Raw genomic sequence first — 14,432 nt, 5'->3', positions numbered from 1 at the left:
CAGATTATTGCGGCAGCTTGTCGTCAACGCCAGCAACATAGAAGTTCAGGCCGAGAAGTACGCCGTCTTCAGCCTTTTCGCCGTCCTTCAGCCACTCGGAACCGTCCTGCTTCTTGATCGGGCCGGTGAACGGATGAAGTTCGCCGGACTTGATCTTGGCTTCGGTTTCTTCCGCCATTTTCTTCACATCGTCAGGCATATTTGTGTAAGGCGCCATGGTCAGGATGCCGTCTTTCAGGCCGTCCCAAACCGATTCCGACTTCCACTTGCCGTCGAGCAGGTCCTGCGTGCGCTTGATGTAATAAGCACCCCAGGTGTCGACAATCGCGGTCAGCTGGGTCTCAGGACCAGCCTTGATCATGTCGGAAGCCTGGCCGAAAGCCTTGATGCCACGCTCGGTCGCAACCTGCATTGGAGCAGTCGTGTCGGTGTGCTGCGTCAGGATATCAACGCCCTGGTCGATAAGAGCCTTGGCAGCGTCGGCTTCCTTGCCTGGGTCAAACCAGGTGTTGGCCCAAACAACCTTCACCTTGAATTCTGGGTTCACGGACTGTGCGCCGAGAACGAAGGCGTCAATGCCCATCACAACTTCCGGAATCGGGAAGGACGCGATGTAGCCTGCAACACCCTTCTGCGACATCTTCGCAGCGATCTGGCCCTGAATGTAACGGCCTTCGTAGAAGCGCGAGTTGTAGGTCGCCAGGTTTTCAGCTGTCTTGAAGCCGGTCGCGTGTTCGAACTTCACCTTCGGGAACTTCTCGGCAACCTTGACGGTGGCGTCCATGAAGCCGAACGAGGTCGTGAAGATCATTTCGCAGCCAGAACGGGCCATACGCTCGATAGCGCGCTCGGCATCTGGACCTTCCGGAACGCTTTCAAGGAAAGGCGTTTCGATCTTGTCGCCGAAATGCTTCTGCAGTTCGAGACGACCAATGTCGTGCGCCTGTGTCCAGCCACCATCGGTGCGGGAACCGACGTAGACGAAGCAGATCTTCTTTGGATCTTCGGCGCGAGCGGCCGAAGACAGGCCGCCGAGAACGGCTGCCGTTGCGGTGAGTGCGAGAATGAACTTCTTCATTTTTACCCCTGCTGTGGTTTGATTGCAGTTATTCCAAAACGCATTGTCTCTTCATCCAAGACATTGTTTTTCATCCAAGACAAGGCGTTTTAAGCTTCGAATGCTGTTACCGGTCCGGCACGAATGGTTTGCCAAGCGATGCCGGAGTATTGATAAGTGTGGTGCGGCGATTATAGGAAATAAGAACCAGCACGATGATTGTTGCCGCATAAGGCATGGCCGAAAGCAGCTGTGACGGAATGCCAAGGCCAAAGGCCTGCGCATGCAGCTGGCCAATGGTGACGGCGCCAAACAGGTAGCCACCGGCCAGCACCCGCCATGGTCGCCATGAGGCAAACACCACCAGCGCCAGTGCAATCCAGCCGCGACCGGCCGACATGTTTTCCACCCATTGCGGTGTGTAGACCAGCGACAGCTGTGCGCCTGCCAGACCCGCACAGGCACCACCAAACATGATGGCCAGATAGCGGGTGGCAATCACATTGATACCAAGCGCATGCGCCGAGGCGTGGCTGTCGCCAATCGCCCGCAGCTTGAGGCCCGTACGGCTTTTGAACAGGAACCAGCTGATACCGACCACCAGCGCAATCGACATGTAGAAGATCAGGTCCTGGCGAAACAGCAGAGGCCCGATGAATGGAATGTCCGACAGGAGCGGAAAGACGATCGGCTGCAATTTAACGCCCGGCAGGCCGACGAAACTTTCACCCAGCATGCCGGAAAGGCCAAGGCCGAGAATGGTCAATGCCAGACCCGTTGCCACCTGGTTGGTGACCAGCGTCAGCGTCAGGAAACCGAACAACAGCGAAAACACCGTGCCGCCGGTAATACCGGCGATAATTCCGAGATAGGGAGAGCCGGACATGTGGGCGGCAGCAAAGGCGCAGACCGCACCCATGATCATCATGCCTTCCACGCCAAGGTTCAGCACACCCGAACGTTCCGTGACCAGTTCACCCAGGGATGCAATCACCAGCGGTGTTGCCGCGGTAATGACCGTGAGAAGTATCGCCTGCGCCATATCCATTAGACGGCCCCCTCACTGGATACACCCCGGTTAAATCTGATGCGGATCCTGTAGAGAATGAGTGTGTCGCAGGACAACACGAAAAACAGCATCAGCCCCTGGAACACGCGGGTCACCTTGTCCGAAATACCGATAGAAAGCTGTGCCGCTTCACCCCCGAGATAGGTCAGCGCCAGAACCAGACCCGAAGCAATGATGCCAAGCGGGTTGAGGCGTCCAAGGAAGGCAACGATGATAGCGGTAAAACCGTAACCGGGCGAAATGGCCGGCTGCAAATGACCAATCGAACCGGACACTTCCGAAATACCGGCAAGACCCGCCAGTGCGCCAGACAGAAGCAGCGAGAACCATACCGTGCCGGACGTCGAGAAACCTGCAAAGCGGCCTGCCCGTGCCGACTGGCCAAGCACGCCAATCTGGAAGCCTTTCAGCATGTAGCGCATCATGAACCACAGCGCGACGGCGGCCACAATTGCGAAAACGAAACCCCAATGCGCACGGCCGGATGACAGCAGTTCCGGTAGAACGGCGTCACTCGAAAACGGCTGTGTTTGCGGGAAGTTATAACCCTTCGGATCGCGCCAGATACCGCGCACCAGCCAGTCCAGAAACAGCTGGGCAATATAGACCAGCATCAGGCTGGTCAGGATTTCATTGGTGTTGAAGCGGGTCTTCAGCAGGGCGGGAATGGAGGCGTAAAGCGCGCCACCGATAAAGCCCATGATCATCATCAGCGGCAGCACCAGCGGCGAATGCCATTCAGGATAGAGCACCGGTATAATGGAGCCTGCAATCGCGCCGATGGTGAACTGACCTTCCGCGCCGATATTCCAGTTATTGGAGCGATAACAGATCGATAGTCCAACGGCGATCAGGATCAGCGGCCCGGCCTTGATGACCAGTTCATGCAGCGACCACACTTCAAGTAGCGGCTCTACAAAAAAGCTGTAGAGCGCATTAAACGGGTCCTTGCCCAGCATCGCAAACATGATGGCGCCGAAAACCAATGTCAGCAGCAGCGCCAGCAAGGGCGAAAAAATCGCGAAGAACGCGGAAACGCCGCTGCGCCTTTCAAGCTCAATGCGCATGGGCGACAGCCTCCGGTTTGCTTTCGTGCAGACCACCCATCAGCAATCCGATCTTCTCACGCGTCATGTCTTCCCGTGCATAGGCATCCGACAGGCGGCCATCGGAGATAACCGCAATGTTGGTTGCGACTTCAAAGATTTCGTCGAGGTCTTGGCTGATGACAACAAGCGCAGAACCGCTTTTGGCGAGATCAACCAGCGCCTGACGAATACGGCTGGCTGCACCGGCATCCACACCCCAGGTCGGCTGGTTCACCACCAGCAGCGATGGCTGGCGGTCCAGTTCACGTCCCACGATGAATTTCTGCAGGTTGCCGCCAGACAGCGAACCGGCTGCCGGGTCTTCCGCACTTTTACGCACATCCATGGTGTCACAGATACGCTTGGTTGCCTGTTTGATGGCGGAATAACGGATGACGTTGAACAGGCCACCACCGAGGAAACTCTTGGCGTCCGAACGATGGCGGGCCAGCAGCAGGTTTTCAGACAGGCTGAGTGCAGTGACCGCCGCATGGCCGTGGCGTTCCTCCGGCACGAAACCAGCCCCCAAAAGGCGTCGCCCATTGATGCCGGTGCGGCCAACCGCCTTGCCCCTGATAAGGATCGCCTGATCATTTGCAACGGGATATTCACCCGAGAGCGCATCGAACAACTCGCCCTGCCCGTTGCCAGCAATACCGGCAATGGCCAAAATCTCGCCGGCGCGGACCTTCATGGTGACGGATTTGAGCGACACTGCAAAAGGAGTGCGGGCCGGTACCGAAAGCGCCGTGACTTCCAGCTGGTTGTCGCCCAGCGTGCAATAGGCGTCACGCTCAATGCCCGCCACGTCATTGCCCACCATCATGCGGGCAAGCGAGGCAGGCGTTTCCTGCCTTGGGTCACAGCTGCCGGTGACCTTGCCGTGCCGCAGCACCGTGGCGCGATCACAGATGCGCTGCACTTCTTCCAGACGGTGGCTGATATAAAGAACGGAACGGCCTTCGGCCTTCAGTTTCGCAAGGGTTTCAAACAGTCGGTCGGCTTCCTGCGGGGTCAGAACCGAGGTTGGCTCATCGAGAATGATCAGTTCCGGATTTTGCAGCAATGCGCGGACAATTTCGATGCGCTGGCGCTCACCCACCGAAAGGTCGGCAACATGGGCATTGGGGTCGAGCGGCAGGCCGTAAGCGTTGGAAAGCTCTTCCGCCTTGCGGGCAATTTCCTTGATCGAAATGCCCGGATCGAGAGACAGCGCAATGTTTTCTGCAACGGTCAGCGCTTCAAACAGCGAAAAATGCTGGAATACCATGCCGATGCCGGTTTTGCGCGCCACGCCGGGCGAGCTGATGCGAACCGGTTTCCCGTGCCAGAGAATGTCGCCGCTTGTCGGTTCCAGCACCCCGAACAGCATTTTGACGAGCGTGGATTTTCCCGCGCCATTTTCACCCAGAAGGGCGTGAATTTCGCCGCGCTGAACAGTCAGGTCAATTTCGTTGCATGCTGCGAAATTGCCGAAATATTTGGAAAGCTGAGAAACAGCTAAGAGTGGCGCATTCTGCTGCGCGGTCGATTGCGTCACCATTCCCCTCTTTCGTCTGCCTTCTACGAGGCTTTGACAAAACAAACTCTATGCTTTTCTACGACGTTTCAGCACTTACTCAATATGTTTTTTGACTTATTGATAAAGACTTTGCTGCCATGCACAACAGAATTTCATTATTAAGCCTAATGTGCAGCGGCAGGCGCCTTATTTGGTGCCAAGCGACGGGAAAAGCTGCAATATTCCACCGATGCAGTAGAGGTAGATGCCGGAAACGACAACGCCGGTGCTGACCCAGACAGGTGTGTCGAAGTGCAGAAGCAGCGCGTAACCGCCAAGCGCGCACCACAGCAGGAAAATTGCCATATTGAGGCCGCGCAGACGCTTGACGCGCACCGGGTGCAGGAAGTTGATCGGCAGGAAGGTCAAGACAACGGACACGGTGACAACGGCCATGGCGGCCATCGCACTGGCATCGATGACGAACAGCGTGAACACCACCATGTTCCACACCACGGGGAAACCGGAGAAGAAATATTCATCGGTCTTCATGCCCATGTCGGCATAATAAATGGCACTCGAGACAACAATCATGCCGGCGGCAACAAACGACCAGGGTTCGCCGATCATGCCGCTTTGATAAAGCGCAAAGGCCGGCAACAGCACATAGGTCACGTAGTCGATAATATTGTCGAGCGTATCACCCGACCAATTGGGCAGAACTTCCTTTACCCGAACCTTGCGGGCAATAGGTCCATCTATACCGTCCACAAGCAATGCAAGACCAAGCCACCAGAACATATCGACAAAACGATGTTCTGCGGCGGCAACAACGCCAAGGAACGCCAGGAAAGAACCGGATGCGGTCAGTATATGCACGGAAAAAGCGCGGATTTCCGCATAGGGCACGCGCTTGTATTTGAATATTTTCATCACTGCGGGTGCGCCTCGTTTTTCAATCTTCAGTCCACGTCCGGTATGCGACCATTCAACACGCAATGCAACCGTCGAAAATGTATTATCCTAAGGCATCTTACAGCATGTTACAGGAACAGAAGCATAAGACAAACAGCGGTTGCAGTGGATTTCAAACGGCAATGTCTTTATGCTTGACGCGCAGATAAACGGATAATGACCATGACGGATTACGATATTTCAGTTGTTGGCGCTGGCCTTGCCGGACAGATCGCAGCCATTGCACTGGCGCGTTCTGGCCGCCACGTCGCACTCATTGCGCCAAACACTGCCCGCAACGATCAGCGCACCACCGCACTTATGGACCAGTCCATCCGTTTTCTGGACCGGTTGGGCCTGTGGAAAAATATCGAACCGTCCTCGGCCGCCCTGTCCATCATGCAGATTATCGATGGCACCGACAGGTTGCTGCGCGCGCCAACCGTGCAATTCCGTTCCTCCGAGATCAGCCTGCCAGCCTTTGGCTGGAACATTCCCAACAAACCGCTCAATGACGCGTTGGAACAGGCCATTGCGATTGAACCCAACATCACCGTCATTGAAGCCGTTGCCGACACGATAGAGCTGACACCGGAACAGGTTAAGATCACGCTGGACAACGGTGAAACCGTGACTTCCGCGTTTGTGATTGGCGCCGATGGCCGCAAATCCAAGGTGCGTGATGCCGCCGGCATTGGCGTGCGCAGCTGGGGTTACCCGCAAACCGCGCTGGTCATGAACTTCGCCCACACATTGCCGCACGGCAATGTCTCGACTGAGTTTCACACCCCAACCGGCCCGTTTACGCAGGTGCCGTTGCCGGGCAACCGCTCCAGCCTCGTCTGGGTGGTCAAACCAGAACAGGCAGCCGAGATGCTGGCACTGTCGACAGAAGAATTGAGCGCCCGTGTCGAACAGCGCATGCAATCCATGCTTGGCAAGGTCACGGTGGAAGACGGCGTGCAGAGCTGGCCATTGTCCAGCATGACGGCCGACCGTTTTGGCAAGGGGCGCGTGGCACTGGTTGGCGAAGCCGGCCACGCCTTCCCGCCAATTGGTGCGCAGGGCCTGAACCTCAGCCTGCGCGATATCATGACCTTGACCGATCTTCTCGGCGCCTCTACCGACAAGCCGATTGCTGGCGATGCCGGTAACGTCTTTGAGCGCCGCCGCAAGGTGGATGTTATGAGCCGCACCTGGAGCGTTGACCTGCTCAACCGTTCGCTGCTGTCGTCTTTCCTGCCGGTGCAGATGTTGCGCGCCGCCGGTCTGCACCTGCTGTCTGGCCTGTCGCCACTGCGCAGCACCATCATGCGCGAAGGCATCGAGCCTGGCCGTGGGTTGAAAGCCATTCCGTCATTGCTGTGGGCCGGTCTCAAAAGATAAGACCGCCGACCGGATCACCCTTGAATACCGAGACGACACTTTCGAATGTTGCTTATGTCTTCGGATGCCAACCCCGACCTCCCTTATTCCCGCACTTGTTGCGGGAATCCAGCGGAGTGCGTCGGCGCGACAAAAAGCCTTTTCAGCCCAAAGACTTGGGCTGACTAGATTCCTGTGACGAGCACAGGAATGAAGGAGTACGTGGTACAGCATGGCGTAAAATGCCGAGGCATTACGACCCCGCAAGCTGCCGCACAAGATAAAGCACCGCGGTCAGCGTCACGACCGACAGCACCGTGCTGATCAAGATCGAAGCGGACGCCCTCTCCTGCCACACCTGATATTGCTGGCCGATGACAAACACATTGGTCGCCGTCGGCAAGGCTGCCAGCAGCACGGCAGAATAGACCCAGATCGGGTCGAATGTGCCAAACGACGTCAGGAACAGATAGGCCACCAGCGGGTGCAAGATGAGCTTCGCCGGCACGATATAGGCCATTTCGACCGACAAACGTTTGATCGGCCGCAGCGCCAGCGTGACCCCCATGGCAAACAGCGCACAGGGTGCCGCCGTCTGCGCCAGATAATCGATCAATCGCTGGAAGGCCAAAGGTGGCTCCCATGAGGTTCCGGCCGCCAGAAACCCGGCAATGACAGCCAGAATGAATGGATGGGTCAGTACCTTTTTCAGGATGTCAGCGGCCAGCTTCAACGGTGAACGTTTGTCTCCTCCGGCAATCGCCATCATCGCCGGCGCCACAATAAAATGCGTGGCATTTTCCAGACAGACGATCAGCGCCACCGGCACGGCCGCCGTCTCGCCAAACACCAGCAGCGAAAGCCCCGGTCCCATGTAACCGATATTGCCGTAACTGCCGGCAAAACTCTGGATCGTGGTCTCGGCTACGCTGTTTTTGCGAATGAACACACCAATAACGAACAGCAACGCAAAAATCGAATAGGTGGCGAGCAGGCTGGTGCCGACAAAATCCATCCGCGCCAGCTGCTCCATTGGTGTTTTGGAAATCAGCTTGAAGAACAGCGCCGGCAGGGCCGCGTAAATGATGAACACATTCAGCCAGCCCATGGCCTCTGCCGGTTGGCGGATCAACTTCGCGGCGACATAGCCAATGAGAATCATGCCGAAAAACGGCAGCAACAGACTGATAATGTCAGACATAATACCCTACCCGTCGATTGGGAGATGGATCGACGGGGCGACGCTTAGCCTATTTGCATCAGGATTGGGAAGGTTTCCTGGAACCAGATTGCCATGTTGGTGATAAAGCCGGTCATGAAAGCAATACCGGTGAGGATCAGGAACACACCCATGATCTTTTCGATCAGACCCAGATGGCGGCGGAAACGCACCATGAAGCGCATGAAAGAACTGGAGAAACTAGCGGCAATCCAGAACGGCACAGCAAGACCCAGCGAATAGATCGCCAGCAGAATGGCGCCATCACCCACCGTATCACGCATGGAAGCAACACCGAGGATAGCGCCAAGAACCGGGCCAATGCAGGGTGTCCAGCCAAAGGCAAAGGCAAGGCCCATGACATAGGCGCCAGACAGCGTCGCCGGTTTGCCGCCGCCCTGAAAACGCGCCTCACGCGACAGAATACCGATGCGGAACACGCCAAGGAAGTTCAGGCCCATGATGATGATGATCAAGCCGCCGATCTTTGCCAGAATATCGAGGTTCTGGCGAAGCAGCATGCCAATGCTGGAGGCTGCCGCACCAAGGCCGATAAACACAGTAGAAAAACCAAGCGTGAAGAAAAGCGCCGATAGCAGCACCGCCCATTTGACACGCGGTTCCGCCTGCACATTCTCCGACTTGAACTGCTCAACCGACACACCCGCCATGTAACAGAGGTACGGCGGAACCAGCGGCAATACACAGGGCGAAAGAAAAGACAGGGCACCGGCAAACAATGCACTGAACAGGGAAATTTCGGCGATGGACACGTGTAACTCCGTATTTTTCAAGGAGTTTTAATCTTTGCATCACTGCTTCGCCAATCACCTTTTAGGGGGTGAGACAAAAAAACGCGGAATAGTGCAATAAAGTTGTTTTTGAGGGTTGACCCGAACCGAGGCCGTAAATATGTTCCGCCCACTTCCGCAGGGCAGACGAACTGCAAGGGAGAGCATAGCTCAGCCGGTAGAGCAACTGACTTTTAATCAGTAGGTCCAGGGTTCGAATCCCTGTGCTCTCACCACTTCTCTCAACGAAGTGGTTGATATCAAATCAAGTCTATAAACCACAACAATCCCCACATACCGCGCAATAAGCCTTTTCGGCTTTACAGGCCCTACCCGCCTTGGGTCACCATTCGCGCTCTGGCACGTTCCACCAAAACGCAATCATGACAAACGAATCACCCGCGACCTGCTGCTGTGATTCTGCTCGACGATTCTCATTGGCATCGCTTCTGTCTCACGGAGGCGTAGGATTAAATCGTGTCGCGTGATATAATGGCGTCAGAAACGAAAGTGACGATCATGCGCACAACTCAATCTCTCAGCATAACCCTGCCCATCGAGATGGCTGAAATGGTCAAAGCAAAAGTTGCTTCCGGTGAATACGCCACCGAAAGCGAAGTCATTCGTGATGGCCTGCGTACACTTGCCGCGCGAGACGCTGCGGTAGAGCGCTGGCTACGTGACGAGGTTGCTCCAGCTTATGACGCGCACAAAACTGATCCCACCCGTGCCGTTTCACTGAATGAAGGAATGGCGAACGTCCGTGCCCGCATCGCCAAGGGCGAAGGCCGCGATTAAATGAAATATCACACTGTGCGCCTATCGCCGGAGGCGCAGACCGACATTGTGCAGATACATGCCTATATCGTTGAGAAGTCTGGCTCACCCGTCACCGCCGACCGCTACATTGACCGCATCAGCGGTTTTCTGAGTTCGTTAAACGTATTCCCCGAACGCGGCACGGTCCGCGATGACGTTCGCTCCGGATTACGTATTATCGGATTTGAACGCAGCGCCAGTGTGGCGTTCATTGTCGAGGAAGACGGTGTGGTGGTTTTGCGCATTCTTGCCAAGGGCCAAGAATTTGGCGACGCAAACGCTGAATGAGTTCCTCACTCATTTGGATCGACACGAAAAGGTAAAGCAGAAAACAACTCTAGGGTTGTCGTATTCGCTTGCTGATTGCAAATCCACAAACTACTAGACCTGAAAATCGCGATATGATTCGATAACAACCGCTTGCGTATTTTCAGAGGCATTTGAGATGAAGTTTGTTTTTCCGATACTGGTTGGCGCTTTGGCTCTTTCGCTGCAGGGATGTTCAGCGAAAGACAGTACGCTTACGGTGGTGATGTTGCACACGGATGCCAAGGGCAAACTTGCATCAACGACAATCGCCAAATCTTCAGGTGACATGGACAAAGACGCCTATGCGGTCAATTTGGCAAAAAACTATTTCAAATCAAAGGTTCCGCAACCTCAAGCTTCGCACACATACAGACAGCCCGTCGAAATTAGTGAAGTAAGACCACTGATCACTACCAAAGAAAAGAGCGCGGCAGATACCAAGGAAAAAACCAAGAGTGCGTCCGGCACAAAATAATGCTTCCGCTGGATACATATTCTTCAGAAAGCCTTTGAGATGAAATTCCGTTTTCCAGTCGTTGTTGGCGCATTGGCGCTTTTGCTTCAGGCCTGAACGACCGTCCATTCCGATACCGTTTATGTGACGATCAAGACGGATGCGCGGGGTAATATTTCGTCGACGCAACTCAGCAGTGTCACCGGGGATCGTAAGAAAGATGGTATGGCGCTTCATCTGGCGCTGCTGGCATTTTATCACAAGATACCGAACCCGAGAGCCAATCAGACATACCGCCAGCCAGTCAAGTTTGATTACACCAAATCGAACGCAGCAAAGGCAGCCGCGGCTGCAGCAAAGACAACGAAGACGACCCAGACCACGAGATAAGCTGGCCGCCGACGGGTTACCCTGCCGCGGAAACGGCGCAGCTGGCGACCGACTTCTATCCAGAAATCAGGTCGCCCTTCTGCCAGCCTTTGACACCCCAATTGCGGATGCGCATGCGGCGAGCGAAAAAGCCGACCAGAAAAGGTGTCAGCACAAAACTGGCAACGACGACGGCGGGGATCAGGTATTTGGCGTGTTCCGCCAATGCCGGGATAGACAGCGTGGTGACAACACCGACACCAAACAGCATCGCATTGACCATCAATCCGCACATGATCTTCAGCCACGTGTCGGTACTTATTCGGTCGGTGGAAATTGCGTGTTTAGAAAACATGTCTTCCTCCCTTGCTATATCAGTAAAAGCAAATGAAGGTGTTTGGTTCCGAGAAATGGCGGATGGAGCGTACCGCCCCACCCGCCATCTGACGGTCCCTATGGCATGATCATCAACCGGATGGCATAGGCCACCACCGTCAGCGCCAGCACGCTGGCCAGCCATATCGCCGCAAACCACAGCAGGCGCTTGGGCAAACGTTCTTGAGGTGCTGGGTCAGCCATTAGTGATAGCCCTCTTCCGGATCGATCTTGCCGCGAAATACCCAATAGGCATAACCGGTATAGGCAAGAATGGTGGGGATCAGCACCAGCGCGCCAACCAGCAGGAAGGCAAGCGAACTTTCAGGTGCCGCCGCTTCCCAGATGGTGAGCGAACCCGGCACAATATAGGGGTAAAAGCTGATGCCGATGCCTGCAAAACTGAGGACGAACAGTCCCAGTGCCGCCAGAAACGGTTGCAGGTGTTTGTCGTGCGTCAGGCCATGCCACAGCGCCAATGCGCAGATGGCAACCAGCAATGGCACCAGTGCCGAGAAAAACGCCGTTGGCCAACCGAACCAGCGATCAAAGTAAACGCGGTCGATAAACGGTGTCCACAGGCTGACAGTGCCGATCAAAAGCAGCGTACCGACACCCGCGACCATGGAGAGTTTGCGGCACCGGGCCTGCAAATCACCTGTGGTTTTCAGGTTGAGCCACGTGGCGCCCAACAATGCGTAACCGACGACCACCGCTAGGCCGGTAACGATGCTGAATGGTGTCAGCCAGTCCCACCAGCCACCGGCATAGGCGCGGTCCACCACCTTGATACCCTGCACTAGCGCGCCAAGCGCCACGCCCTGCATGAAGGCCGCAACGGTGGAGCCGACAAAGAAACCTCCGTCCCACCAGATGCTGCCGCGTTTGGTGCGCCAACGAAATTCAAACGCCACACCGCGAAAGATCAGCCCGAGCAGCATCAGAATAATCGGCATATAGAGGGCTGGCAGCACAGTGGCATAGGCCAGCGGAAACACCGCCATCAGGCCACCGCCACCCAGCACCAGCCAGGTTTCATTACCGTCCCAAACAGGCGCAATGGAATTGGTCATCACGTCCCGGTCATGCCGGTTGGGGAACATCGGAAACAATATGCCAATGCCGAGGTCAAACCCATCAAGAATGACATAGGCCAACACGGCAAAGGCGATCAGCGCCGCCCAGATAAACGCAAGATCAAACATCATGGCGGCCTCCCGCATTAAGTTCATGAGCAATCGCCGGGGTAATTCCCGTTGCTCGTGATGGGGCGTGGTCCAGCTCATGGTCTTCATCCAGTACCGGCGTGCGGTACATCAGCCGCAGCAGGTAAAAGACCCCTGCCCCGAACACGATGAAATACACCACGATAAAGGCCATCAGCGACGCACCGACAGCGGGCGCATCGACCGGCGACAGGCTCTCAGATGTGCGCAACAGCCCGTAAACCGTATAGGGCTGACGGCCGACTTCGGTGGTAAACCAGCCTGCCAGCACCGCAATGAAACCCGATGGCCCCATGCAGATGGCGGCACGGTGCAACAACCGGCTTTCGTAAAGACAGCCTCGCCACCTGGCCAATAGCGACCAAAGGCCAACACCCAGCATCAACATGCCAAGCCCAACCATCACCCGGAAGGCCATGAAGGGAATAAGCGCCGGTGGCCGGTCCTCGGGAGCCCACTCTTTCAGGCCCTTGATTTCGCCATTGAGATCATGGGTGAGGATCAACGAGCCGAGCTTTGGAATTTCGACTGCATATCGGGTGACTTCGGCCTTATCATCGGGAATGCCGAACAGAATGAGCGGCGCGCCATTATGGCTTTCATAATGGCCTTCCATGGCGGCAATCTTTGCCGGCTGATGCTCCAGTGTGTTGATGCCATGCAGGTCACCAACGAAAATCTGCACCGGCGTCACCAGTGCCGCCATCCACATCGCCATGGAAAACATCACCCGCGCCTGTTTATTCGTGCGGTCTCGCAACAGATGGAACGCACCCACTGCGCCAACGCCGAAAGCCGTCGTCAGGAACGCGGCAAGCACGGTATGGGTGAGCCGATACGGAAAGGATGGGTTGAAAATGATCTTCCACCAGTCCTGTGGCAGAAACTGGCCGTTTTCACCAATGATGTGACCTTGCGGCGTATGCATCCAGCTATTGGCAGACAGGATCCAGGTGGCGGAAATCAAGGTACCCACGGCCACCATGGCGACGGCAAACATGTGCAGCCGATCACCGACACGTTTGCGCCCGAACAACGCAATACCAAGAAAACCTGCCTCCAGGAAAAAGGCGGTCAGCACTTCATATCCCATCAGCGGGCCAATCACCGGACCAGCCTTGTCGGAAAACACCGCCCAGTTGGTGCCGAACTGGTAGCTCATGACGATGCCGGACACCACGCCCATGCCGAAGGTAATGGCAAAGATCGGTTTCCAGTATTCGAACAGCTTGAGATAAACGGGATCGCGCTTCCACAGCCACAACGCATTGAGAACGGCAAGATAACTCGCCGTGCCAATGGAAAACGCCGGAAACAGAAAGTGGAACGACACAGTAAAGGCAAACTGTATTCGTGCCAGAATCTCGGCGCTGAAACCTTCAAACACTTTGATCTCCATCAATGAGTGAAATGGATCTCTGGTCTATTTGAAACAATAACCGAACGCGCTGTGATCAATTACCGCGCGGTAATCTGGCGCGCGTGGCATTGTGACGCTATGCGCCGGAAAGTACAGCTTAAAGATTTTAAACGTAAAAAGGCGCCAGCCAGAACGCGATGGCATTGATTTCCGGTGCGGGGCGGTTGCGTTGCCACGCTCAAGACTCAGCGCAATAGCAAAGCCACACCACACAACTTTAGAAAATAAAAATCGACGACAAACAACTACAAGGCGTCACTTCACCTCGCCCGGCTGTTGCTCGCGCAACGCATCATGACAAAGTTGTGTCAAAATATCATATTTATTACGGCGAAATCTTGACTCATACAGTCACATTTTATTATCCCACCTCCAACGCGCCATAACGCAGAATTTTCTGGAGGTTTTTCAAACAT

Annotated in this window: 15 protein-coding genes and 1 tRNA gene; 5 read left to right on the top strand and 11 right to left on the bottom strand. The window is 55.5% G+C overall.

Annotated elements, in window-relative coordinates:
* Positions 1–4 precede the first annotated feature (4 nt).
* From M2418_RS09350 to pcsA, 5 genes are all read right to left on the bottom strand, one after another.
* The gene (locus M2418_RS09350) at positions 5–1,078 is read right to left on the bottom strand and encodes a BMP family ABC transporter substrate-binding protein (RefSeq protein ID WP_192490962.1); all 1,074 of its coding nucleotides are present in this window, start codon (positions 1,076–1,078) and stop codon (positions 5–7) included.
* Positions 1,079–1,184: 106 nt separating this feature from the next.
* The gene (locus M2418_RS09345) at positions 1,185–2,105 is read right to left on the bottom strand and encodes an ABC transporter permease (protein ID WP_259146122.1); all 921 of its coding nucleotides are present in this window, start codon (positions 2,103–2,105) and stop codon (positions 1,185–1,187) included.
* A complete protein-coding gene (locus tag M2418_RS09340; protein WP_259146121.1) occupies positions 2,105–3,193 on the bottom strand; it encodes an ABC transporter permease in 1,089 nt (362 codons plus the stop codon). The genes M2418_RS09345 and M2418_RS09340 overlap by 1 nt, the downstream gene beginning before the upstream one ends.
* Positions 3,183–4,757: an ABC transporter ATP-binding protein gene (locus M2418_RS09335; protein WP_259146120.1), complete on the bottom strand. Its 1,575-nt coding sequence runs from the start codon at positions 4,755–4,757 to the stop codon at positions 3,183–3,185. The genes M2418_RS09340 and M2418_RS09335 overlap by 11 nt, the downstream gene beginning before the upstream one ends.
* A gap of 165 nt (positions 4,758–4,922) precedes the next feature.
* Complete coding sequence (gene pcsA / locus M2418_RS09330) at positions 4,923–5,648, bottom strand: phosphatidylcholine synthase (RefSeq protein WP_250985892.1); 726 nt, start codon at positions 5,646–5,648, stop codon at positions 4,923–4,925.
* A 204-nt stretch (positions 5,649–5,852) separates the two neighbouring features.
* Between pcsA and M2418_RS09325 the strand changes: the two genes are divergently transcribed.
* Positions 5,853–7,055, top strand: a complete 1,203-nt coding sequence (locus tag M2418_RS09325) for a UbiH/UbiF family hydroxylase (protein WP_259146119.1) — start codon at positions 5,853–5,855, stop codon at positions 7,053–7,055.
* Positions 7,056–7,287: 232 nt separating this feature from the next.
* Here M2418_RS09325 and M2418_RS09320 read toward each other — a convergent pair whose 3' ends face one another.
* Together M2418_RS09320 and M2418_RS09315 are read right to left on the bottom strand one after the other, a co-directional pair.
* Positions 7,288–8,235 carry an AEC family transporter gene (locus M2418_RS09320; RefSeq protein WP_259146118.1) on the bottom strand — a complete coding sequence of 316 codons (948 nt, stop codon included), beginning with the start codon at positions 8,233–8,235 and terminating at the stop codon, positions 7,288–7,290.
* 44 nt (positions 8,236–8,279) lie between these two features.
* Positions 8,280–9,026, bottom strand: coding sequence for a cytochrome c biogenesis CcdA family protein (locus M2418_RS09315; protein WP_259146117.1), 747 nt, complete (start codon positions 9,024–9,026; stop codon positions 8,280–8,282).
* A 178-nt stretch (positions 9,027–9,204) separates the two neighbouring features.
* Between M2418_RS09315 and M2418_RS09310 the strand changes: the two genes are divergently transcribed.
* The 4 genes from M2418_RS09310 to M2418_RS09295 all read left to right on the top strand — a co-directional run bounded on the left by M2418_RS09310 (position 9,205) and on the right by M2418_RS09295 (position 10,647).
* Positions 9,205–9,280: transfer RNA gene (locus M2418_RS09310), tRNA-Lys, on the top strand.
* 283 nt (positions 9,281–9,563) lie between these two features.
* On the top strand, positions 9,564–9,842 hold the full coding sequence (locus tag M2418_RS09305; protein ID WP_259146640.1) for a type II toxin-antitoxin system ParD family antitoxin: 279 nt from the start codon (positions 9,564–9,566) through the stop codon (positions 9,840–9,842).
* A complete protein-coding gene (locus M2418_RS09300; protein WP_259146116.1) occupies positions 9,843–10,151 on the top strand; it encodes a type II toxin-antitoxin system RelE/ParE family toxin in 309 nt (102 codons plus the stop codon).
* Between the two features lie 157 nt (positions 10,152–10,308).
* Positions 10,309–10,647: a hypothetical protein gene (locus M2418_RS09295; protein WP_259146115.1), complete on the top strand. Its 339-nt coding sequence runs from the start codon at positions 10,309–10,311 to the stop codon at positions 10,645–10,647.
* A gap of 424 nt (positions 10,648–11,071) precedes the next feature.
* On the opposite strand, the gene M2418_RS09290 is transcribed toward M2418_RS09295, so the two are convergent.
* The 4 genes from M2418_RS09290 to M2418_RS09275 all read right to left on the bottom strand — a co-directional run bounded on the left by M2418_RS09290 (position 11,072) and on the right by M2418_RS09275 (position 13,983).
* Positions 11,072–11,350 carry a hypothetical protein gene (locus M2418_RS09290; protein ID WP_250985887.1) on the bottom strand — a complete coding sequence of 93 codons (279 nt, stop codon included), beginning with the start codon at positions 11,348–11,350 and terminating at the stop codon, positions 11,072–11,074.
* Between the two features lie 98 nt (positions 11,351–11,448).
* Entirely contained in the window at positions 11,449–11,574 is a 126-nt protein-coding gene (locus M2418_RS09285) for a DUF2474 family protein (protein WP_250985886.1), read from the bottom strand.
* A complete protein-coding gene (gene cydB, locus M2418_RS09280) occupies positions 11,574–12,578 on the bottom strand; it encodes a cytochrome d ubiquinol oxidase subunit II (protein WP_250985885.1) in 1,005 nt (334 codons plus the stop codon). Before cydB ends, M2418_RS09285 begins: the two co-directional genes overlap by 1 nt.
* The gene (locus tag M2418_RS09275; RefSeq protein ID WP_310503188.1) at positions 12,568–13,983 is read right to left on the bottom strand and encodes a cytochrome ubiquinol oxidase subunit I; all 1,416 of its coding nucleotides are present in this window, start codon (positions 13,981–13,983) and stop codon (positions 12,568–12,570) included. Before M2418_RS09275 ends, cydB begins: the two co-directional genes overlap by 11 nt.
* Positions 13,984–14,432: the final 449 nt, after the last annotated feature.

This window comes from Rhizobium sp. BIGb0125 (genome assembly GCF_024810055.1).
In the GTDB taxonomy this organism is placed as follows: Bacteria; Pseudomonadota; Alphaproteobacteria; order Rhizobiales; family Rhizobiaceae; genus Agrobacterium.
The sequence above is the reverse complement of the archived record's forward strand: the minus strand, read 5'-3'. Positions and strand labels throughout refer to the sequence as shown.

Excerpts from the sequence above, each read along its gene's own strand:
- M2418_RS09335 (WP_259146120.1), bottom strand. The coding sequence starts at position 4,757 with ATGGTGACGCAATCGACCGCGCAGCAGAATGCGCCACTCTTAGCTGTT.
- M2418_RS09320 (WP_259146118.1), bottom strand. The coding sequence starts at position 8,235 with ATGTCTGACATTATCAGTCTGTTGCTGCCGTTTTTCGGCATGATTCTC.
- M2418_RS09325 (WP_259146119.1), top strand. The coding sequence starts at position 5,853 with ATGACGGATTACGATATTTCAGTTGTTGGCGCTGGCCTTGCCGGACAG.
- M2418_RS09290 (WP_250985887.1), bottom strand. The coding sequence starts at position 11,350 with ATGTTTTCTAAACACGCAATTTCCACCGACCGAATAAGTACCGACACG.
- M2418_RS09295 (WP_259146115.1), top strand. The coding sequence starts at position 10,309 with ATGAAGTTTGTTTTTCCGATACTGGTTGGCGCTTTGGCTCTTTCGCTG.
- M2418_RS09305 (WP_259146640.1), top strand. The coding sequence starts at position 9,564 with ATGCGCACAACTCAATCTCTCAGCATAACCCTGCCCATCGAGATGGCT.
- M2418_RS09345 (WP_259146122.1), bottom strand. The coding sequence starts at position 2,105 with ATGGATATGGCGCAGGCGATACTTCTCACGGTCATTACCGCGGCAACA.
- M2418_RS09340 (WP_259146121.1), bottom strand. The coding sequence starts at position 3,193 with ATGCGCATTGAGCTTGAAAGGCGCAGCGGCGTTTCCGCGTTCTTCGCG.
- cydB (WP_250985885.1), bottom strand. The coding sequence starts at position 12,578 with ATGATGTTTGATCTTGCGTTTATCTGGGCGGCGCTGATCGCCTTTGCC.
- M2418_RS09285 (WP_250985886.1), bottom strand. The coding sequence starts at position 11,574 with ATGGCTGACCCAGCACCTCAAGAACGTTTGCCCAAGCGCCTGCTGTGG.
- M2418_RS09350 (WP_192490962.1), bottom strand. The coding sequence starts at position 1,078 with ATGAAGAAGTTCATTCTCGCACTCACCGCAACGGCAGCCGTTCTCGGC.
- M2418_RS09300 (WP_259146116.1), top strand. The coding sequence starts at position 9,843 with ATGAAATATCACACTGTGCGCCTATCGCCGGAGGCGCAGACCGACATT.
- pcsA (WP_250985892.1), bottom strand. The coding sequence starts at position 5,648 with ATGAAAATATTCAAATACAAGCGCGTGCCCTATGCGGAAATCCGCGCT.